The sequence below is a fragment of the Aeromonas sp. 600282 genome, from assembly GCF_049175755.1.
In the GTDB taxonomy this organism is placed as follows: Bacteria; Pseudomonadota; Gammaproteobacteria; order Enterobacterales; family Aeromonadaceae; genus Aeromonas; species Aeromonas veronii_A.
The window spans coordinates 36,283-57,696 of sequence record NZ_JAAKVR010000025.1 but is presented as its reverse complement, the minus strand read 5'-3'; the positions used below and the strand labels follow the sequence as shown (position 1 = coordinate 57,696).

Annotated in this window: 17 protein-coding genes; 12 read left to right on the top strand and 5 right to left on the bottom strand. The window is 60.1% G+C overall.

The annotated features are described in order from the left end of the window. Positions 1-314 precede the first annotated feature (314 nt). The 3 genes from G5137_RS19410 to G5137_RS19400 all read right to left on the bottom strand — a co-directional run bounded on the left by G5137_RS19410 (position 315) and on the right by G5137_RS19400 (position 3,669). Positions 315-524 (bottom strand): cold-shock protein, encoded by a 210-nt coding sequence (locus G5137_RS19410; protein WP_005338972.1) that lies wholly within the window; start codon positions 522-524, stop codon positions 315-317. Positions 525-798: 274 nt separating this feature from the next. Then, positions 799-1,467, bottom strand: coding sequence for a LysM-like peptidoglycan-binding domain-containing protein (locus tag G5137_RS19405; protein WP_005349384.1), 669 nt, complete (start codon positions 1,465-1,467; stop codon positions 799-801). 99 nt (positions 1,468-1,566) lie between these two features. Continuing rightward, entirely contained in the window at positions 1,567-3,669 is a 2,103-nt protein-coding gene (locus G5137_RS19400; RefSeq protein WP_421255832.1) for a methyl-accepting chemotaxis protein, read from the bottom strand. Between the two features lie 273 nt (positions 3,670-3,942). Between G5137_RS19400 and gltX the strand changes: the two genes are divergently transcribed. Continuing rightward, positions 3,943-5,358: a glutamate--tRNA ligase gene (gene gltX, locus G5137_RS19395; protein WP_421205964.1), complete on the top strand. Its 1,416-nt coding sequence runs from the start codon at positions 3,943-3,945 to the stop codon at positions 5,356-5,358. Between the two features lie 140 nt (positions 5,359-5,498). On the opposite strand, the gene G5137_RS19390 is transcribed toward gltX, so the two are convergent. Further along, positions 5,499-6,749, bottom strand: coding sequence for a methyl-accepting chemotaxis protein (locus G5137_RS19390; RefSeq protein ID WP_421203753.1), 1,251 nt, complete (start codon positions 6,747-6,749; stop codon positions 5,499-5,501). Positions 6,750-6,849: 100 nt separating this feature from the next. Here G5137_RS19390 and G5137_RS19385 point away from each other — a divergent pair, with 100 nt between their 5' ends. The 11 genes from G5137_RS19385 to G5137_RS19335 all read left to right on the top strand — a co-directional run bounded on the left by G5137_RS19385 (position 6,850) and on the right by G5137_RS19335 (position 20,890). Then, positions 6,850-7,599, top strand: a complete 750-nt coding sequence (locus G5137_RS19385) for a potassium channel family protein (protein WP_421203755.1) — start codon at positions 6,850-6,852, stop codon at positions 7,597-7,599. Between the two features lie 152 nt (positions 7,600-7,751). Then, positions 7,752-8,357, top strand: a complete 606-nt coding sequence (locus tag G5137_RS19380) for a TIGR04211 family SH3 domain-containing protein (RefSeq protein WP_216952951.1) — start codon at positions 7,752-7,754, stop codon at positions 8,355-8,357. Between the two features lie 313 nt (positions 8,358-8,670). Beyond that, positions 8,671-11,835 (top strand): bifunctional proline dehydrogenase/L-glutamate gamma-semialdehyde dehydrogenase PutA, encoded by a 3,165-nt coding sequence (gene putA, locus G5137_RS19375; RefSeq protein ID WP_421205963.1) that lies wholly within the window; start codon positions 8,671-8,673, stop codon positions 11,833-11,835. A 221-nt stretch (positions 11,836-12,056) separates the two neighbouring features. Continuing rightward, the gene (gene nudC / locus G5137_RS19370; RefSeq protein WP_201908576.1) at positions 12,057-12,836 is read left to right on the top strand and encodes an NAD(+) diphosphatase; all 780 of its coding nucleotides are present in this window, start codon (positions 12,057-12,059) and stop codon (positions 12,834-12,836) included. Between the two features lie 182 nt (positions 12,837-13,018). Beyond that, positions 13,019-14,086, top strand: coding sequence for a uroporphyrinogen decarboxylase (gene hemE / locus G5137_RS19365; protein ID WP_201908575.1), 1,068 nt, complete (start codon positions 13,019-13,021; stop codon positions 14,084-14,086). A 112-nt stretch (positions 14,087-14,198) separates the two neighbouring features. After that, positions 14,199-15,128 carry an ROK family protein gene (locus G5137_RS19360; protein WP_201908573.1) on the top strand — a complete coding sequence of 310 codons (930 nt, stop codon included), beginning with the start codon at positions 14,199-14,201 and terminating at the stop codon, positions 15,126-15,128. Between the two features lie 60 nt (positions 15,129-15,188). Continuing rightward, positions 15,189-16,199, top strand: coding sequence for an erythrose-4-phosphate dehydrogenase (gene epd, locus G5137_RS19355; RefSeq protein WP_005335438.1), 1,011 nt, complete (start codon positions 15,189-15,191; stop codon positions 16,197-16,199). Positions 16,200-16,260: 61 nt separating this feature from the next. Then, the gene (locus G5137_RS19350; protein ID WP_421255831.1) at positions 16,261-17,424 is read left to right on the top strand and encodes a phosphoglycerate kinase; all 1,164 of its coding nucleotides are present in this window, start codon (positions 16,261-16,263) and stop codon (positions 17,422-17,424) included. Positions 17,425-17,539: 115 nt separating this feature from the next. Next, a complete protein-coding gene (fbaA, locus tag G5137_RS19345; protein WP_005340963.1) occupies positions 17,540-18,619 on the top strand; it encodes a class II fructose-bisphosphate aldolase in 1,080 nt (359 codons plus the stop codon). A gap of 159 nt (positions 18,620-18,778) precedes the next feature. Beyond that, entirely contained in the window at positions 18,779-20,083 is a 1,305-nt protein-coding gene (locus G5137_RS19340) for an NAD(P)/FAD-dependent oxidoreductase (protein ID WP_266135362.1), read from the top strand. A gap of 216 nt (positions 20,084-20,299) precedes the next feature. After that, positions 20,300-20,890 carry a hypothetical protein gene (locus G5137_RS19335; protein ID WP_266135361.1) on the top strand — a complete coding sequence of 197 codons (591 nt, stop codon included), beginning with the start codon at positions 20,300-20,302 and terminating at the stop codon, positions 20,888-20,890. 55 nt (positions 20,891-20,945) lie between these two features. Here the strand turns inward: G5137_RS19335 and G5137_RS19330 are convergent, their stop codons facing one another. Continuing rightward, the gene (locus tag G5137_RS19330; RefSeq protein ID WP_064341340.1) at positions 20,946-21,359 is read right to left on the bottom strand and encodes a hypothetical protein; all 414 of its coding nucleotides are present in this window, start codon (positions 21,357-21,359) and stop codon (positions 20,946-20,948) included. Positions 21,360-21,414 lie beyond the last annotated feature (55 nt).

Sequence of the window (21,414 nt, the reverse complement as noted above, 5' to 3'; positions counted from 1 at the left end):
CGGGAATAGCTCAGTTGGTAGAGCACGACCTTGCCAAGGTCGGGGTCGCGAGTTCGAGTCTCGTTTCCCGCTCCAATCTCTCTTCGAAGCTTTCATAATCCCTTTGAATTACCCATCACATCGCGCTGCGATGCTTTGTCGTATCTGGCGTTTACTAGGCGCGTCTCTACCACCTCCTGCCAACAGGAAGGGGATGTGGGCTCATGGTGCGGATTGTACGAGGCAAGCGGTTGTGACTGGTGGTGGAAGGCGAGAATTGCGGGCAAAAAAGAGGAGGGGCCTTGGCTCCTCCTGCATGATTCACTGGCGCGGGCTTAGACCAGAGTAACGTTTTCAGCCTGAGGGCCTTTTTTGCCCTGGGTCACAGTGAACTGGACTTTTTGACCTTCAGCCAGGGTTTTGAAACCGGTGCTCTGGATGGAGGAGAAGTGAACGAATACGTCCGGACCCTGGGATTGTTCAATAAAGCCAAAACCCTTGGTTTCGTTGAACCATTTTACCTGGCCGGTGCGAATGTCAGACATGTGCTAAATCCTATCAATAACAAAATGAAACTAAGCCCGTGCTGGGCTGCATTTGCCTTGCAAGCAGGGGTTGGCTCATGACTGACCACGTCTCTTTGTCCCAGTAGCACGTAGAACAATCCCTGTCTAAAGCACAAACGATTGTACGTTAGCGCCGATCCTTGTCAATTTGACCCCTTTCGTTTTTTGAACAAGCTAAAAATATTGTGAAGTCAGTAGCTTATTTGAAGATATTTGACTGAAAAAAACGGGAGGCCAGCGCCTCCCGTTTTTATTATTCCTTGAGGGCGAACCCTTCGCCCTGCCGGTCGTAGCGATAAACCGCCTGACCGTAGGAGCGGATCTCCACCCGCTGGATGCGGCGGGTGTCGTCCACCAGGATGAAGATAGAGCGGCCCGATTGCAGGCGGGTCAGGGGGCGATCCGGTCCCTCGATGGCGATCAGGCGGCTCAGCTCGGCACCCGGCAACTCGAATTTACGCCAGATGGAGTAGAGGGTCTCACCCGCCTGCACATCGTGTTGCAGCCAGGTACCGTTGACCTTCTCTTCGACCGGCTTGGCTGCCGCGGGGGCACTGCCTGCCGCGCCATTACCGACAGTTAGAGCTTGAGCAGGTACGGCCAGCGGCACTTCCAGCGAGCCGGAAGGGGCTGCTTTGGGAACGGATGGTGCCGGCTCCCAGGCCAGTACCAGCAACCAGAGCGGGATCAGGATCAGCAGACCTATGGTGTTTTTGCGGGGCAGCGGGCTGGACAGCTTGAATTTGCCTGCTTTGGCATCCTGGCGGCGTTGGCCGAGGTTGCTCATCCCTTGGCCAAAACGTTGGCGCAGGGACAGGGTCGCGGCATTGATGCGATGGAGCAGGGATCCTTGTGATTCGTCTTGGCGACGCTGCTGGGCTCGTCTGTTATGGCCTCGTGGGCGACGGTCCGGGGTGGGCACGGCATTTACCTCTCACTACATTGCCTGCCATCAGGCAAATTCGTCGCCTATGGTAAACGGACTCGCCCCCGAGGGGGAGAGTCCTGAGGCGGAAAATTATCAGCTGAGACGAAATTGACCCAATAATTGCTGCAATTTGTCGGCCGCCTGACGCAATGCCTGACTGGCTTTGGCCGTTTCGGTCGCATCCTGAGCAATGTCGTTGGCCAGTGCGTTGGTTTTTGACAGGTTGCCGGAGACGGTTTCTGAGACCGAGCTCTGCTCTTCGGCGGCGGAGGCGATCTGATAGGTCATGTCGTTGATGGTGGAGATGGCCTGGTAGATGCTGCCGAGCGCCTCTTCCGCCAGATCCGCCTCGCCCACCGCCTGATGGGTCAGCTGCTGGCTCTGGGTGATGGCGTTGACTGCATTGGTAGAGCTGAGGCGGATCTTCTCGATCAACTCCTGGGTGTTCTGCACCGCCTGCTGGGTATTACCCGCCAGTTTGCGCACCTCGTCGGCCACCACCGCAAAGCCGCGGCCCTGTTCGCCAGCCCGGGCAGCCTCGATGGCGGCGTTGAGGGCCAGCAGGTTGGTCTGGTCGGCAATCCCCTGAATGACGGTGAGGATGCTGGTGATCTGGGCGCTGTCGTGAGCCAGCCCTTCCACCACTTCGGCCCCTTTACCGGCTTCTGCCGCGACCTTGTGCATCGACTGGATCACCTGCTGGAAGCGCTCCTTGCCCTGATCGGCAGCGCTTTGCGCCTGTTTGGCCGAGTCGGCGGTATTGTTGGCGTGGGTGGCGACCTCCTGACTGACGTAGGACATCTCCTGTACCGCGGTCAGCATCTGCTCCATCTCGGCCTGATGATGCTGCAGATTGTTGTCGGTCTGACCGGCAATGCGATCGGTGTCACCGGCGTAGCGGTTCACCTCGCTGGCAGTCTTGAGCACATCCCCGAGCAACCCTTGCAGCTTGTCGATAAAGCGGTTGATCCCCTTGGCGAGATCCCCCAGCTCATCCACCGAGCGGGTCGTGAGGCGTTTGGTGAGATCCCCTTCACCATCGGCGATGTCATCCACCAGGCTGACCATCTGACGGATGGGGCCTGTGATGCTGCGTGCAATCACCAGCATGGTGGCCAGCGCCAGTACCAGTACGATAAAGGCACCGACCAGCTGCTGGGTCACCGCGGCCCGGTTCATCTCATTGAGCTGGCTCTCCAGCTGATCGGCCCCCGCCAGTACCACCTTGTAGGGCAGGGTGACGATGATGGCCCAGTTGCGGCTCATTCCCGGCACCATGATGGGGACGGAAATACGGAATGACTCGTCCAGCTCCTGACGCTGAACTTCCGGTTTCAGGTACTGCTGCCACTGGTTGCCCAGCACCTTACTTGCGCTGCTGCCGAGCAGGCTGGCATCACCGCTGGTGCCTGTGATGACACCGGCGGCGCTGACGATCAGGGTTTCCCCCTTGCCGTCATAGATGTTGCTGTTGAGGGACTGTGCCTGACGGCTGATGGAGTCCACCGCCAGATCCAGCGCGGCGATCCCCTTGAACTGACCATCCACCATGATGGGGGTGGTGATAGTGCTCACCAGCACCTGCTGACCGTTGATATCCACCTTGAAGGGATCGATCAGACAAGACCGTCCTTCCCGTTTCGGGCAGGCGTAGTAGTCGTTGGCGGGATTGCCGAATTCGTCCGGGTCGGTTTTTTCGATGGAGAGCAGCAGATCGGTGCCGATTTGATCCTTGTCGCGATAGAAATAGGGGACAAAGCGCCCCTTGCTGTCGCTACCGAGCGCGGTCTGACCGGCAAAGCTGGCATCCTGACCGTCGAAACCGTTGGGCTCGAAGCCGGCAAAGGCGCCATAGAGCTGGGGCTCCAACGCCAATTGTGCCTTGAGCAGGTCGGTGGCCTGCTGGCGATCCAGCGGTAGTTTGCCCTGTTGTTGCAGGGCGAGGGCGCTGGCCATCTGCTGGGTGTAGGAGAGCCCTTTTTGCAGCAGCTGGGTGATGGTGGCCGCCTCGGCGCGGGCATTGGCGCTGACCTTCTGCCATGCCTCCTGCTGCAGCGCTTCACGGCTGGAGCTGATGGTCAGTTGTTGGGTCTGTTGGCCGGAGTATTGGTTGAGCAGGATCAGGATGACCAGGGCTGCGGTCATGGCGATCCCGGCCATCACTAGAATGCGATTCTGGATAGAACGGAACTGCATCGTCTCTTCCTTGTTCGTGAGAAGTGTGGTGAGCGTTATTTGGGTATCGACCGGAGGAGGCAGCTCTCCAGCATTGTGCATAGCAAATCGGAAACGGGGCTTCTGTTTTGCGATCCTCTTCAAATATCGGGCTACAGATGCAAATGGCGACAGATTTAACCCCCTACTTTAGCCCGCAATGGCGTCATGGTTTTCCCATCCGTGATTGTCGGTGCTAAAATGCGACGGTTTTTTTAACGAATTGGCCCAAGGCCCTCTACACAAGGCTTAAAGATGAAAGTCAAAACCCGTTTTGCTCCCAGCCCGACCGGCTTTTTGCATGTCGGCGGTGCCCGTACCGCACTCTATTCCTGGTTGTTTGCAAAGAACCAGGGCGGTGAGTTCGTGCTGCGTATTGAGGATACCGATCTGGAACGTTCCACTCAGGAGGCAATCGACGCCATCATTGAGGGCATGGAATGGCTGGAGCTGAACTGGGATGAGGGCCCCTACTACCAGACCAAGCGCTTCGATCGCTACAACGCTCTGATCGACGAGATGCTGGCCGATGGCCGTGCCTACAAGTGCTACTGCTCCAAAGAGCGTCTGGAAGCGCTGCGCGAAGGCCAGATGGCCAACGGCGAGAAGCCACGTTACGACGGCAAGTGCCGCGACCACGCCCACGATCACCCGGCCGATGCGCCGCACGTGATTCGCTTCCGCAACCCGACCGAAGGTTCCGTGGTGTTCGATGACCACGTCCGTGGCCGCATCGAGTTCGCCAACACCGAGCTGGACGATCTGATTATCCGCCGTACCGACGGCGCGCCGACCTACAACTTCTGCGTAGTGGTCGATGACTGGGATATGGAGATCACCCACGTGGTGCGTGGTGAAGACCACATCAACAATACCCCGCGCCAGATCAACATCTACAAGGCGCTGAACGCGCCGGTACCTGAGTTTGCCCACGTATCCATGATCCTGGGTGACGACGGTGCCAAGCTCTCCAAGCGCCACGGTGCAGTCTCCGTGATGCAGTACCGCGACGACGGCTACCTGCCGGAAGCGCTGCTGAACTATCTGGTGCGTCTGGGCTGGTCCCACGGCGATCAGGAGATCTTCAGCCTGGAAGAGATGATCAAGCTGTTCAGCCTGGATGCCATCTCCAAGTCTGCCTCCGCCTTCAACACCGACAAGCTGTTGTGGCTGAACAACCACTACATGCGCAGCCTGGATCCGGCCTATGTTGCCAAGCATCTGGCATGGCACATGGAAAACCAGAAGATCGACACCAGCAATGGCCCGGCGCTGGCCGACGTGGTCACCCTGCTGGCCGAGCGCTGCAACACCCTGGTCGAGATGGCCGCCCAGAGCCGCTACCTGTTCGAAGAGTGCGAGGCCATCGACGAAGCCGCTGCCAAGAAGCACCTGCGCGGCGTGGCTGCCGAGCCGCTGGCTCTGGCCAAAACCAAGCTGGCTGCACTGGATAGCTGGACTACCGAAGCGCTGCACGAGCTGATTGAAGCCACTGCCGCCGAGCTGGGCCAGGGCATGGGCAAGGTTGGTATGCCGCTGCGTGTGGCCGTCACCGGTCTGGGTCAATCCCCTGCCATCGACGCCGTAATGGCATTGGTGGGCAAGGAGCGCGTACTGGCGCGTATCGACCGCGCACTGGCTTACATCGAAGCCCGTATGGCTGCCGAGTAAGTTGTGCAAGAGTGGGCAAGGCGATAGCCGAGCCTGCCCTTTGTCCGATAGAAAAAATCCGAAACCACTGGTTTCGGATTTTTTTATGGCCGGGAGCGGCGGCAGGGCACAACGCGGTCATGCCCGACCAGGGCGAGCAGTCAGGCGAGCTTGAAGGAGTGGATCTGGCTGTCGAGCTCCTTGCTGTGCTGTTCGACCAGCTCGGAGGCCTCTTGCAGCTCGCGCAGCACCACGACGGAGCCTTCGGCAATCTGCTTGACCTGTTCCAGATTGCCGCGCATCTCTTCGGCGACCGAGCTCTGCTGCTCGGAGGCGGCGGCGATGTGGCGGTTCATGTCGGCGACACCCTGTACCCGCTGCACTATGGTGGCGAGCTGGGTACCGGCCTGGGTCACCTGTTCCACCCCCTTGTCGGCCTGCTGTACGCTTTGGGCCATCAGTTCGCCAGCCTGATGGGCATTGCCCTGCAGCTGTTCGATCATCTTCTGGATCTCGACGGTGGCGGCCTGAGCCCGGTTGGCCAGCTCGCGCACTTCGGAGGCCACCACGGCAAAGCCACGACCCGCTTCACCGGCGCGAGCCGCTTCGATGGCGGCGTTCAGTGCCAGCAGGTTGGTCTGCTCCGAGATGCCGCGAATGGTGTCGACCACAGAGCCAATGCGCTCGACCCCCTGCTCCACCTCGTTGACCACGGTGGCGGAGCGCTGGATGTTGCCGGAGAGGGTGTCGATGGTGCTGACGGTATCGGCGACGCAGCGGCTTCCCTCTTCCGCCAGCTGGCTGGTTTCGGCGGTGGCGTGAGAGGCCTGATCCGCATGGGCAGCCACTTCGCGAATGGCGCCGACCATCTGGCTCATGGCGCTCGCCAGCTGTTCGATCTGGGTGAACTCTTCGTTGATCGCTTCGTTGGTCTCCTCCATGCAGAGGGTGACCTGAGAGGCGATGTCGTTGAGCTCCTTGCAGGCGGCGCGCTGGTTGTTAAACACTGCTTTGAGGTTCTCCTGCGAGTGGGAGACCGCCTTGGCGATGTCACCGAATTCATCCCGAGATTTGAGCAACACCTTGTGACTGAGATCCCGCTTGGCGAAGCGCTCCAGCAGATCCACCAGATAGTGCACCTGCTTGACCATCAGGCGGGAACCGGTCATCAGCAGGATCACGAACAGCAGACCCATGATGGTGGTCTCCATCAGGCCGCTCCAGAGCAGGCGGTCGGCAATGGCGTTGGCTTTGTCCGGATCAAGCCCCTCGCTGAGCAGGGTGGTCTCCAGATTGTTGGTATCAAACCAGAGTTTGGTCAGTAGCAAAATGGTACTCACCACCATCAGCAACACCACTTTCGGCACCAGCCGAATGTTGCTCATCCGCTTCTCCAGCAGGTTCAACTGCATCGTAAAATCTCCTTTGAATATCGCTTTTCCTTTGCCCTCAAGGCTATCGGCATTATCTTCTCTTTTATTAATTCGCACTGTGCTTAAAGTTGGAAAATGTATGCGACATCACTTAACTCATCTACGGGCGATGGATCTGCTGATGGCATTTCTGTCGATTGTCTCGGTTCTGCTGGTGACGGCCCGCTGGTGGGGCCACGAAACCCTGACTCCCCAGACCCTGCAGCTCTTCTATGACCTGGACAGTCTGATCTGCTACTTCTTCCTCGCGCATTTTGCTTATGGCTGGATCCGTGCTCCAGACCGCAAAGCCTACTTCAAGGCAAACTGGTTCTATCTGCCGGGTAGTCTGCCGATGGTGGAGCAGCTGCGTTGGGCCCGACTGCTCCAGTTGTGGCGGGTCTATCAACTGTTCAAGGAGCACCCGGATCTCTGGGCCATGTTCCGTCGCGAGCGCAACGAGACCACCCTCTCCGGCATCCTCTTCCTCTTCGTCCTGCTGCTGGGATTGGGCTCCGGCGTCATGTACTGGATTGAGTCGGGCCAGCCCGGCAGCCAGATTGAGACCCCCTATGACGCCTTCTGGTGGACGCTGGTGACCCTGTCGACCGTGGGCTATGGCGATCTGGTACCCAAGACCGAGGAGGGGCGTTTTGTCGCCAGCCTGCTGATCCTGTTCGGGGTCGGTCTGTTTGGTGCCATAAGCGGTTTTATGGCCAGCATCTTTTTGCAGCCTGCCAAGGAGAGCGAGACCGACAAGTGGCGTCATCACTACAATAACCAGCAAGAGGAGTTGCTGCGAGAGATCCGCGCCCTGCGCAGCGAGGTGCGCGAGCTCAAGAAGAAGTAAGGTTGTCGCACGGGAGCGCAAGTTGCGAGCCAGCTCCCAGCTATCGGTTGTGGCAGAGCGGGGGAGGTGCTTTTTCTTTGCTTGTCCTTTAGCCTGCTGGCGGCTTAACATTCAACCTCTTGTCCACACCAGAAAAAGAGAACCGATCGACCATGCGCGCCCTTCTCGGGATTTTGATCTGCTTGTGTGCCCAACAGGCACTGGCCGATACCCGTTATGTTTCAGACAACATCTTTACCTATATCCACAATGGTCCGGGTACCCAGTACCGGATCCTCGGTAGCGTCAAGGCTGGTGAACCGCTGGAGGTGAAGGCGGTGAACGGCGAGGCCGGATTCACCCAGGTGGTGGACGGGCGTGGCCGCGAAGGGTGGATAAAAAGCAGCGAACTACAGAGTGAGCCCAGCTTGCGTGAGCGGCTCCCTCAGGTTGAAAAGGAGCGGGATGAGCTCAAGGCCCGCCTGCAAAATCTCAACGGTGACAACGAGAAACGCTTTACCGAAAAGGATGGCCAGATCGCTGCCCAGAGCAAGGAGATCGCCGCTCTCAAGGCCCAGTTGGTCAGTCAGGGTGAGGAGATGAGCAATCTCAAAGAGCAGAATGATGCCCTGACCCAGAGCTACGACAACCAGGAGCACGACATGCAGATGGACTGGTTTATCCGTGGTGGTGCCATGGTGGGGGCCGGTATCCTGCTTGGTATCCTGCTGCCCATGCTGCCCCGTCGTCGCAGTCGTGGCGATCGCTGGATGAACTGACAGCCTCTGGCTGAATGAATTGCTGAGAAGGGTCGCCGTGGCGGCCCTTCTTTTTTGGGGCGCATTGGGCGGAATGCGTGGCTGCTTTGCGATAGAGCAGCGGCAGATCGTATACAAAATGAAGTCAGATGACCCTCACGCTTGCTGGCGTATTGGCTTCAAAAGGGAATTCATAGGGGGAATGAGCGATCTTTGTTAAAGAGTGGCAACAAATTCATTTCATATAGGGTGCAACATTGTATACATTATCGGCGTTTCGGCGGCGCGTCCGCCTTTGTCGATATCAGCCCTAGGGCGTACAGGAAGACCCCATATGTTCAAAGCTACTCAAGTGCTTGCCGCTGACTATATCCCCTCCGATCTGGCCGCCCTGCGCGAAGCCATCACCCAAAACTACGTGGTGGATGAAAATGCCTATCTGGCCGAACTGTCGGCCATGCTGCCGGGAGATGGCGCCTCGCTGGAGCAGGTGACCCAGCGTGCCCGTACCCTGGTGACCAAGGTGCGCAAGGAGAGCGGCTCCGGTGACGGTATCGACGCCTTCCTGCAGGAGTACAGTCTGGATACCCAGGAGGGGATCATCCTGATGTGTCTGGCCGAGGCGCTGCTGCGGATTCCCGATGCCGAGACCGCCGATGCCCTGATCAAGGACAAGCTCTCCGGCGCCAACTGGTCCTCCCATTTCCGCAAGAGCGATTCCACTCTGGTCAACGCCTCTACCTGGGGGCTGATGCTGACCGGCAAGATCATCAAGCTCGACAAAAAGCTGGACGGCAACCCGGCCAACCTGCTGGGGCGCATGGTCAACAAGCTGGGGGAGCCGGTGGTGCGCTCTGCCATGTATGCCGCCATGAAGATCATGGGCAAGCAGTTCGTGCTGGGGCGCGACATGAAGGAGGCGCTCAAGGCGAGCCGCAAATCCCGCGAGCTGGGCTACACCCACACCTACGACATGCTGGGCGAATCGGCGCTGACCATGCAGGATGCCGACAAGTATCTGACCGATTATCGTAACGCCATCGAGGCTGTCGGCAACGAGCGCATCAGCGACGGCGGCCCGGCCCCTTCCATCTCCATCAAGCTCTCGGCGCTCCATCCGCGCTATGACGTGGCGAACCGCGAGCGGGTGCTCGGCGAAATGTGCGAGCGGCTGGTGGGGTTGGTGCGTCTAGCCCGCGACAAGGATGTGGCCATCAGCATCGATGCCGAGGAGATGGACCGCCTCGAGCTCTCTCTCGATCTGTTCGAGCAGCTCTATCGCTCCGACGCCAACCGTGGTTGGGGCAAACTCGGCATGGTGGTGCAGGCCTACTCCAAGCGCGCCCTGCCGGTACTCTGCTGGCTCACCGCGCTGGCCCGCGAGCAGGGTGACCTCATTCCGGTGCGACTGGTAAAAGGCGCCTACTGGGACAGCGAACTGAAATATGCCCAGCAGGCGGGCCTGCCCGGCTACCCGCTTTTTACCCGCAAGGCGGGCACCGATATATCCTACCTCGCCTGCGCCCGCTACCTGCTGAGCGAGCCGACCCGCGGCTTTATCGCTCCCCAGTTCGCCACCCACAACGCCAATACCGTGGTCAGCATTCTGGAGATGGCCGGTGATCGCCAGTTTGAATTCCAGCGTCTGCACGGCATGGGGGAGGAGCTGCACAACGCCGTGCTGAGCGACAATCCCGGTCTGCACTGCCGCATCTACGCGCCGGTCGGCGCCCACAAGGACTTGCTGCCCTATCTGGTGCGCCGCCTGCTGGAGAACGGGGCCAACACCTCCTTCGTTCACAAGCTGGTGGACCCCAACACCCCGGTGGACTCGCTGGCCGAGCACCCGCTGCGCACCCTCAAGCGCTACTCCGGCTTTGCCAACGACCGCATTCCGCAGCCGGTGAACCTCTTCAGCGACCGCAAGAACTCCAGCGGCGTCAACATGAACATCCTCTCCATCCAGCGCCCCTTCTTCGCCCGCTTGAAAGAGCTGGAGAGCAAGCAGTGGCTGGCGGGCCCCATCGTCGATGGCGAGACCCTCAAGCGCAGCGAGGCACGAACCGTGCTGAGCCCGCAGGATGTGAGCCTCACCGTCGGCAAGATCCACTGGGCCGACGAGCAGGCGGTGGAGCAGGCCTTGGCATCTGCCTATGCTGCCTTCCCGCGCTGGCGTGAAACCCCGGTGAGCGAGCGTGCTGCCGCGCTGGAGAAGCTGGCGGATCTGCTGGAAGCTAACCGCGAGCAGTTTGTCTCCCTCTGTACCCGCGAGGCGGGCAAGCTGCTGCAAGATGGCATCGATGAGGTGCGTGAAGCGGTCGATTTCTGCCGCTACTACGCGGTGCAGGCCCGCAGCCTGATGGGGCAGGCGACCCTGCTGCCCGGTTATACCGGCGAGCAGAACGAGCTGTTCCTGCAGGGGCGCGGCGTCTTTGTCTGCATCAGCCCGTGGAACTTCCCGTTGGCGATTTTCCTCGGCCAAATCGCTGCGGCGCTGGCCACCGGCAACACCGTCATCGCCAAACCGGCGGAGCAGACCGGCCTTATCGCCCATCTGGCGGTGACTCTGGCCCATCAGGCCGGTATTCCGGGCGACGTGCTGCAACTGCTGCCCGGTGACGGTGCCACCGTAGGTGCCAAGTTGACAGCCGATCCGCGTATCGGCGGCGTCTGCTTCACCGGCTCCACCGAGACCGCCAAGCTCATCAACATGACCCTGGCCCAGCGCGATGGTGCCATCCTGCCGCTTATCGCTGAAACCGGTGGTCAGAACGCCATGATTGTTGATTCCACCGCCCTGCCGGAGCAGGTGGTGCGCGACGTGGTGAGCGCCGCCTTCCAGAGCGCCGGTCAGCGCTGCTCGGCCCTGCGGGTGCTCTACCTGCAGGAGGAGATTGCCGAGCGGGTGCTGGAGATCCTCACCGGCGCCATGCAGGAGCTGAAAGTGGGCAACCCGGCCGAGCACAACACCGACGTCGGCCCGGTGATCGATGCCGATGCCAAGGCCGGTCTCGATGCTCACCTCGCCTACATGATCCCGCGTGCTCGCCTGATTGCCCAGGCGCCGATGCCCGCCGCGACCATGGAGGGACACTTCGTCCAGCCGACCGCGCTGGAGATCGGCTCCATCCGCGAGCTGGTGAAGGAGCAGTTCGGTCCCATCCTGCACGTGGTGCGCTACGCCACCCGGGATCTGGACAAGGTGATCAGCGACATCAACGGCACCGGCTATGGCCTGACGCTCGGGATCCACAGTCGCAACGAATCCCACGCCGAGGAGCTGGCAAGCCGCATCAATGTGGGTAACGTCTACATCAACCGTAACCAGATCGGCGCCATGGTCGGGGTGCAACCGTTCGGCGGCCAGGGGCTCTCCGGCACCGGCCCCAAGGCGGGCGGCCCCCACTACCTGAGCCGCTTCGTTACCGAGAAGACCCGCACCATCAACACCACTGCAGTGGGCGGCAACGCCTCCCTGCTGGCGATGGGCGATGCCTGATCCGCGTCGATAGAAACCGGATACGGGATGCCGGATAACAACGGGCCGCCTTCGGGCGGCCTCTTTATTTGCACCATCCGTTTTTTACGAATGGGACAATCGGCCACGACGGGGTCGTCAGCGACCCGTGCTGGTCGTAAGATGGGAGCCATTCGCGCGGCGTTTGCCCCTTGCTCGGCCAGCCGTGGTCAGGGTTCTGTTTTAACGAGAGTGTTTATCCGATGTCATTAACTGAACAAGCCCGCTGGTTCGTGCTGGGGGGCGATCATCTGGTACTGCTCGATCAGCAGGGTCAGGTGCCACAGGGTAGTAAAGCGTGCCTGCCCGCAGCGCTGGCTGACGCCCCTTTCGAGCGTTTTGACGAGTGGCAGGGGCTGCCCTGCTATCTGCTCGATCTGGGTGATGAGGCTGACACGAGCGCTATGAGCCCTCTGCGCCAGCTGATGGTGGCGGGGGACGAAGAGGGCTTTCGTCTCGCTGGCCGCGCCTGGCAGCTCGCCACCTTCCGCCGCACCCACCGTTTCTGCGGCGAGTGCGGCGCCCCCATGACCCCGAAGGCGGGGGAGTGGGCGCAGGTGTGCCAGCAAGGGCACAGCGTCTATCCGCGCATCTCCCCCTGCATTATCGTGGCGGTGCGCAAGGGGCCGGAGATCCTGCTGGCGGCTCATCGCCGTCACTATCAGGCGGACGATCCCATGTATACCGTGCTGGCCGGCTTTGTGGAGGCGGGGGAGAACCTCGAGCAGTGTGTGGCACGGGAGGTGTTCGAGGAGAGCGGCATCCGGGTGCGCAATGTGCGCTATGTGGCGAGCCAGCCCTGGCCCTTCCCTCACAGCCTGATGATGGGCTTTACCGCCGACTACGAGAGCGGCGAGATCCGGGTGCAGGATGACGAACTGGTCGCTGCCGCTTTCTTTGCCGCCGACCGGCTGCCGCGTTTGCCGCCTCACGGCACCATTGCCCGGCGGCTGATCGAGTTGTCACTGGCTGGCGAGGGGTAACGAGGCGCTTATCTTTTCGCCAACCTTTTTGCACTTCTTTTTAAAAACGGGGCGATCTGGTTTGCGCCCCTTCACATCTTTGCAACCGTGCGCCCATTTGCCACGTTTTGGGCAGTCCGATCCGGTGGGCAAAGTGGTATTATGGCCGCCATTTTATGCGTGATACGAACTCAGGAACTGGGATGAAAGAGCTGAAGAACGATCGATACCTGCGCGCTTTGCTGCGTCAGGACGTGGATATGACCCCGGTATGGATGATGCGCCAGGCTGGCCGTTATCTGCCGGAATACAAGGCGACTCGCGCCCAGGCGGGGGATTTCATGTCCCTGTGCCGCAACGCCGAGCTGGCCTGTGAAGTCACCCTGCAGCCGCTGCGCCGCTACCCGCTCGATGCCGCCATCCTCTTCTCCGACATCCTCACCGTGCCCGATGCCATGGGGCTCGGTCTCTACTTCGAGCAGGGTGAAGGCCCGCGCTTCGAGCGTCCGATCACCTCCATGGCCGATGTGCAGGCGCTGCCCCTTCCGGATCCGGAAGATGAGCTGGGCTACGTGATGAACGCGGTGCGCACCATCCGCCGCGAGCTGAAGGGCGAAGTGCCGCTGATCGGCTTCTCCGGCAGCCCATGGACCCTGGCCACCTACATGGTGGAGGGGGGCAGCTCCAAGGCGTTCACCAAGATCAAGCAGATGATGTATGCAGAGCCGCAAACCCTGCACCTGCTGCTCGACAAGCTGGCCGACAGCGTGATTGCCTACCTCAACGCCCAGATCAAGGCGGGTGCGCAGGCTGTCATGGTGTTCGACACCTGGGGCGGCGTGCTCACCCCGCGCGATTACCGCGACTTCTCCCTGCAGTACATGCACAAGATTGTCGATGGCCTGATCCGCGAGCACGACGGTCGCCGCGTGCCGGTCACCCTGTTTACCAAGAACGGTGGTCAGTGGTTGGAGCAGATTGCAGCCACCGGTTGCGATGCGCTGGGTCTGGACTGGACCACAGACATTGCCGACGCCAAGCGTCGGGTCGGTGACAAGGTAGCGCTGCAGGGCAACATGGATCCCTCCATGCTCTACGCCACTCCTGCTCGCATCCGTGAAGAGGTCGCCTCCATTCTGGCCGGTTTCGGTCACGGTAATGGCCACGTATTCAACCTCGGCCACGGCATCCATCAGGATGTGAACCCGGAACACGCTGGCGTGTTTGTCAACGCGGTACACGAGCTCTCCGCCCAGTACCACGGTCGCTAAGGCCGGGGTGAGAGAAGAATAGTTTGTTTGAAATCCGGGGCCGTCAGGCCCCGTTTTACATTAAAAAATGGCGCCGCGATGACGAGAGCGTGGCGGCCGTGCAGGAGGCAAGATGAGCAGCAAGTCACTGGATTGGGGTATCGATCTTGGCGGTACCAAGTGTGAATGCGTGGTGCTGGATGGCGACGAGGTGCTGCTGCGCCACCGCATCCCCACCGAGCGGGCTGGCGGTTATGAGCACATGATCGGCCAGATCGCCAAGCTGGTAGCTGAGTGCGCCGAGAAGATTGGCCAGCGCCCGACTGTCATCGGCATGGGCACGCCGGGGGCGCGGGATCCGCAGACCGGCCTGATGAAGAACTGCAACACCACCGAGCTCAACGGCAAGCCGTTCAAGGAGGATCTGGAGCGCAAGCTGGGCGTGCCGGTACTGATTGCCAACGACGCCAACTGCTTCGCGCTGGCAGAAACCCATTTGGGGGCGGTGCGCCAGCACCACCCCGATGCCAAGGTTGTATTCGGCATCATCATGGGCACCGGGGTCGGCTCCGGTATCGTCATCAACGGCCAGATCCTCAACGGCCACCACGGCATCGCCGGTGAGTGGGGCCACAACGTGCTTTCCCCTGATGGCCCCGAGTGCTACTGCGGCAAGCGTGGCTGCGTCGAGACCCTGATCAGCGGTCCGGCGCTGGAGGCCTGGTACGAGGCGAAGGCCAAGCGCCACCTCTCGCTCGCCCAAATCGCGGCCGCCACGGCTCACGATCATGTGGCCAAGCTCACCATCGACCGGCTGCACCTGCTGTTTGGTCAGGCGCTGGCCAATGTGGTCAACATTCTCGACCCGGATGTGATCGTCATCGGCGGTGGGGTGGGCAATGTGCAGAGCCTTTACAGCGCCGGACGGCAGACAATTTTGCCCTTCCTCTTTAATCCCCGCTTCGCAACCCCCATTATTGCTCCTGCCCTGGGTGACAGTGCCGGGGTATTCGGGGCCGCACTGCTGGCCCGCGGTGAATTCAAGGAGGCCCTGCTGTCGTAGCCGGGGCTCCCGGGTGGCCGGTGTGCCGCCCTGTTGCTGGTTAAAGGAAACGGATTCTCGATGATCAAGATTGCCATCAATGGTTACGGGCGGATCGGTCGCAACGTGTTGCGAGCCCTCTATGAAAGCGGGCGCGACAAGACCATCAAGATCGTCGCCATCAACGAGCTGGCGGCCCCCGAGGCCATGGTGCACCTGACCCGTTACGATACCAGTCACGGTCGCTTCCACCATCCGGTGCAACTGGCGGGCAACAGCATGCTGGTGGGGGAGGATCTCATCTCCCTGTTTGCCGAGCGGGATCCGTCAAAGCTGCCGTGGCGGGCGCTGGGGGTGGATGTGGTGCTCGATTGCACCGGGGTGTTTGGCTCGCGGGCCGATGCCGAGCTGCATCTGGCTGCGGGGGCGGGCAAGGTGCTCTTCTCCCACCCGGCGGATGCCGATGTGGATGCCACCGTGGTCTACGGGGTCAACCATCATACCCTCACCGGAGCGGAGCGGATCGTCTCCAACGCCTCCTGTACCACCAACTGCGTGGTGCCGGTGATTGAAACATTGCATCGAGAATTCGAGATAAATTGTGGTACTATTACGACAATTCATTCGGCCATGCATGATCAGCAAGTCATCGATGCCTACCACAGTGACTTGCGCCGAACCCGCGCTGCCAGTCAGTCCATCATTCCGGTGGACACCAAGCTGGCAAAGGGGCTGGAGCGTATCCTGCCCCACTTCGCTGGCAAGTTTGAGGCGATCGCGGTGCGGGTGCCGACCATCAATGTAACAGCGATGGATCTCAGTATTACTGTTCGTAAAAAAGTGACAGTTACTGACGTAAATCAAGCCCTGCAACGGGCATCCAGAGGTACATTACACGGTATTCTGGATTACACGGAAGAACCTCTGGTCTCCGTAGACTTCAATCATGATGCACACTCCTGCATCATTGATGGTACCCAGACCCGGGTGAGCGATGCCAACCTCGTCAAGATGTTGATGTGGTGCGATAACGAATGGGGCTTCGCAAACCGGATGCTGGATACCACCCGGGCCATGATGGCCGCAGGCTGAGCCTGCCCCGGGCGAAAGGTTACTGTTTTTAACATTACCTGGAAAATATAGAGGACTGAATATGTCTGTTATCAAGATGACTGACCTGGATCTGGCGGGTAAACGCGTTCTGATCCGTGCTGACCTGAACGTACCGGTAAAAGACGGCAAGGTCACCTCCGATGCACGTATCGTTGCGACTCTGCCGACCATCAAGCTGGCTCTGGAAAAGGGCGCCAAGCTGATGATCACCTCCCACCTGGGTCGTCCGACCGAGGGTGAATACAACGAAGAATTCTCCCTGGCTCCGGTTGTCAACTATCTGAAAGACGCTCTGTCCTGCCCGGTTCGCCTGGCCAAGGATTACCTGGATGGCGTAGAAGTCGCTGCCGGTGAGCTGGTTGTACTGGAAAACTGCCGCTTCAACAAAGGCGAGAAGAAGAACACCGAAGAGCTGGCCAAAAAATACGCCGCCCTGTGTGATGTCTTTGTAATGGATGCGTTCGGTACTGCTCACCGCGCCGAAGGTTCCACCTACGGTGTGGCTCAGTTCGCTCCGGTCGCTTGTGCCGGCCCGCTGCTGGCGGGTGAACTGGAAGCCCTGGGCAAAGCCATGCTGAAGCCCGAGCGCCCGATGGTTGCCATCGTTGGCGGCTCCAAGGTCTCCACCAAGCTGACCGTTCTGGAATCCCTCTCCAAAATCGCTGACCAGCTGGTTGTCGGTGGTGGCATCGCCAACACCTTCATCGCTGCTGCCGGTCACAACGTCGGCAAGTCCCTGTGCGAGCACGACCTGATCGACACCGCCAAGAAACTGGCTGCCGAGACCAACATTCCTGTGACCACCGACGTGGTTGTAGGTGCCGAGTTCTCCGAGTCCACTCCGGCTACCATCAAGTCTGTTAACGATGTGACCGACGGCGACATGATCTTCGACATCGGCCCGGATTCTGCCAAGGCCCTGGCTGACGTCATCATGAACGCCAAGACCATCCTGTGGAACGGCCCGGTTGGTGTATTCGAGTTTGACCAGTTTGCTGAAGGCACCAAGGTTATCGCTGAAGCCATTGCTGCTTCTCCGGCCTTCTCCATCGCTGGCGGTGGTGACACCCTGGCTGCCATCGACAAGTTCGGCATCGCTGACAAAGTCTCCTACATCTCCACTGGCGGCGGCGCCTTCCTGGAGTTCGTAGAAGGCAAGGTTCTGCCGGCTGTTGCGATTCTGGAACAGCGCGCCAAAGCCTAATTGACCCGGAACGGGGGGCAAAAGCCTCCCGTTTCGTTTATCATGTGCCCGCTGTGCCGGTTCATGATGAACCCCCCATTTTTTATTAACGGCATACGAGACAGGACGATTAAACATGTCTAAGAAAATTTTCGACTTCGTAAAACCCGGCGTGATCACTGGTGATGACGTTCAGAAAGTGTTCGCCATCGCTAAAGAGAACGGCTTTGCTCTGCCGGCCGTAAACTGCGTTGGTACCGACTCCGTGAACGCCGTACTGGAAGCTGCCGCCAAGGTTAAAGCGCCGGTTATCGTTCAGTTCTCCAACGGTGGTGCCGTGTTCACCGCCGGTAAGGGTCTGAAGCTGGAAGGTCAGAAAGCTGCCATCCTGGGTGCCATCTCCGGTGCCAAGCACGTTCACGCTGTTGCCGAAGCCTACGGCGTGCCGGTAATCCTGCACACCGACCACGCTGCCAAGAAGCTGCTGCCGTGGATCGACGGTCTGCTGGAAGCGGGCGAGAAGCACTTTGCTGAAACCGGCAAGCCGCTGTTCTCCTCCCACATGCTGGATCTGTCCGAAGAGTCTCTGGAAGAGAACATCGACATCTGCTGCGAGTACCTGACCCGCATGGCCAAGATGAACATGACTCTGGAGCTGGAACTGGGTTGCACCGGTGGCGAAGAAGACGGCGTCGACAACAGCCACATGGATCAGTCCGCTCTGTACACCCAGCCGGAAGATGTTGCTTACGCTTACGAGCGTCTGTCCAAGATCAGCCCGCGTTTCACCATCGCTGCCTCCTTCGGCAACGTACACGGTGTATACAAGCCGGGTAACGTCAAACTGACCCCGTCCATCCTGGACGCTTCCCAGAAGTACGTTTCTGAGAAGTTTGGCGTTCCAGCCAAGTCTCTGGACTTCGTATTCCACGGTGGTTCAGGTTCCACTCTGGAAGAGATCCGCGAGTCCATCTCCTACGGCGTAGTGAAGATGAACATCGACACCGACACCCAGTGGGCAACCTGGGAAGGTCTGCTGAACTTCTACAAGAAGAACGAAGCTTACCTGCAAGGCCAGCTGGGCAACCCGGAAGGCGCCGACAAGCCGAACAAGAAGTACTACGATCCGCGCGTATGGCTGCGTGAAGGTCAGACTTCCATGATCGCTCGTCTGGAGAAAGCATTCTCCGACCTGAACGCCATCGACGTACTGTAATTCGTTACAGCACCTTGATTGCATGAAAAGGCGCCCTTCGGGGCGCCTTTTGCATTTCTGTGATCCGCACCGGTTGGTGAGTGGAGGAGGAACTGGGTATTATCGAAACAACTTTGCTTATTTTATTAAACAATTTGCAACCAAGGCAGGATGCTGAGTATGCAGGCAGGAAAGCACAACGGATATCAGGAGCACGTCGCCTCCTACTACGCGGCCACCCGCAACGACTCGCAACAGTGGCCCGAGCTGGAGGGGGAGCACAAGGCTGACGTCTGCATCATCGGCGGCGGCTTTACCGGTCTCAATACCGCCATCAATCTGGCTGATGCCGGTTACAAGGTCGCCTTGCTGGAGGCCAACCGTATCGGCTGGGGCGCCTCCGGGCGCAACGGCGGCCAGCTTATTCGCGGTATCGGTCACGATACCAGCCAGTTCGCCCGCTGGATTGGTGAGGAAGGGGTGCGCGAACTCGACCTGATGGGGCTGGAGGCGGTGCAGCTGGTGCGCGAGCGGGTTGAGCGTTTCAATATCGACTGCGACCTCACCTGGGGTTACTGCGATCTGGCCACCCGTCAGCGCCATCTGGCCGGCTTCGAGGAAGATCTCGACCATCTGGCGAGCCTCGGCTATGAGCACGAACTCAAGCTGGTACCGCGGGAAGATATCCATAGCGTGGTGGGATCGGATCGCTACATCGGCGGCCTTATCGACATGGGCTCCGGCCATCTCCATCCCCTCAATCTGGCGCTCGGCGAGGCGCGCGCCGCCGCCAGCCTCGGGGTCTCCCTGTTTGAACACTCCAGAGTGACCCATATCGATTACGGCAAGCAGGTCGAGGTGACCACGGCTCATGGGCGGGTCACCGCCGACTATCTGGTGATCGGCTGCAACGCCTATCTCAACGACCTCAATCCGGAGCTGGGGGGGCGGGTGCTGCCGGCCGGTTCCTACATCCTCGCCACCGAAGTGCTGGATCGCCGTTTGCGCCAGCGATTGCTGCCGCAAAACATGGCGGTGTGCGATCAGAATGTGGCGCTCGACTATTACCGCCTCTCCGCCGACGGCCGCCTGCTGTTTGGCGGCGCCTGCAACTACTCCGGCCGGGATCCTCGCGATATCAAGGCCTTTATGTTGCCCAAGCTGCTGCGGGTCTTCCCCGAGCTCGCTGGCACTGCCATCGAGTTTCAGTGGGGAGGCATGATCGGGATCGGCGCCAACCGGCTGCCGCAGATTGGCCGTCTCAAGGAACACCCCAACGTGCTCTACGCCCAGGCCTATTCGGGTCACGGCCTCAATGCCACCCATATGGCGGGCAAGCTGGTGGCCGAGGCGATCCGCGGCGAGAGCCGGGGCTTCGATCTCTTTGCCAGCGTGCCCCATATCACCTTCCCCGGCGGCCCGGCGCTGCGCTCCCCGCTGCTGGCACTGGGAATGTTGTGGCACCGGATGAAGGATATCTTCTGACTCCGATTATCAGCCTGCGTAGTGATGGTTGAACGAGGCACTCTTGCCAGCCCCTTGTTTATAGCGGGTTGGCACAATTATCCCGCCTGATAGACCAAAAGATGCATTCGCGCCAATCCCTGCTGGTTGGCGCTATCTTTTAGGTGTGAGCGTGATGCCGGGCCAGGCGAACAAGAGCGGGTTCGCTGGCCGAAAAAGATGTGAAGGAGGGCCAAGATGGAGATAAATGTGGTCGCGTCAGGCGGGCTCACCCCGCTGGCGCAACGGCAGGGATCTCCCGCTGCGCAGGCACAGGAGCGGGCTGTGACCTCACCATCAACGGGCAGTGACAGCCGTATGGTACGCGATCTTGGCGCCGTGCTGGATGAGCTCGGGCTGTCGCCGCAAGGGGAGGATAGCAGCGGGAGCCGCATCTCAATCAGAGATTCGCTGGAAGCGTTCATCAACACCATGATGGGCGCCCTGCAACAGCAGCAGGAACAACAGTTGGCATTGCAGCAACAACAGCGGCAAGAGCAGGAACAGCGCAAACTCGCCATCGCCGACAGCAGCGAAAATCCGCTCAAGCGGGATCTGGAGCGCCTGCTGGAGACGCTGGATCAACAGGGCGGGCAGGGAAAAGAGAGCGAACCAGGAGCCGAGATCGAAGCGGTGAACCCCTTGCAGAGCCAGCTGACCAAGCTGCTGGAGAGCAGCGGTGCGGCAGAGAGCGGGGTCACCCTCAAGGAGGTACTGTCAGGGTTGGCCAGCAAGCTGCCGAACGAACCTGCCGAGCGAAAAGGGTATCGGGTCGATACCCAGGTTTGAGCTGGTTGGCAACGGCAGCCCCGCCGTTGCAGAGACATGAGGGGCTTGTTGCCTTTTATTGCGCTGGTTCCGCCAGCCGCCAGCCCTGTTCGCTCTTCATCATCCACACCTCTGCCTCTTGCGGCAGCACCTGGCCCGCCTCGAACTCGCCATATTTACGCTCGAGCTCCATCAGACCCATCTCCTGCTGGAAGGGGCCAACCCGGTCGTAGACCAGATCCTCGTCGTGCAATACCTGCAACTGATCGAGCCCCTGCTTGAAGTGGAGCTGGTAACTCACCTTGACCAGATAGACCCCCTCCATCCGCTCCTCCTTGCCGAGGATGGTGAAGTCGCTGATATCGAACAGGTTGGCGTCTGTCTCGGCCAGTAGCTTGGCGGTGACCTGCTGGCGGATATCCTCTTCACCGGGCCCCGCACTGCAGCCATAAAGCCAGAGGGCTAGCAGGGGGATGAACCACTTTTTCATCAAAACTCCGGACAAGTGCAAAACGAAAGGGGCGATTGTGCCACGCGAATGCGCG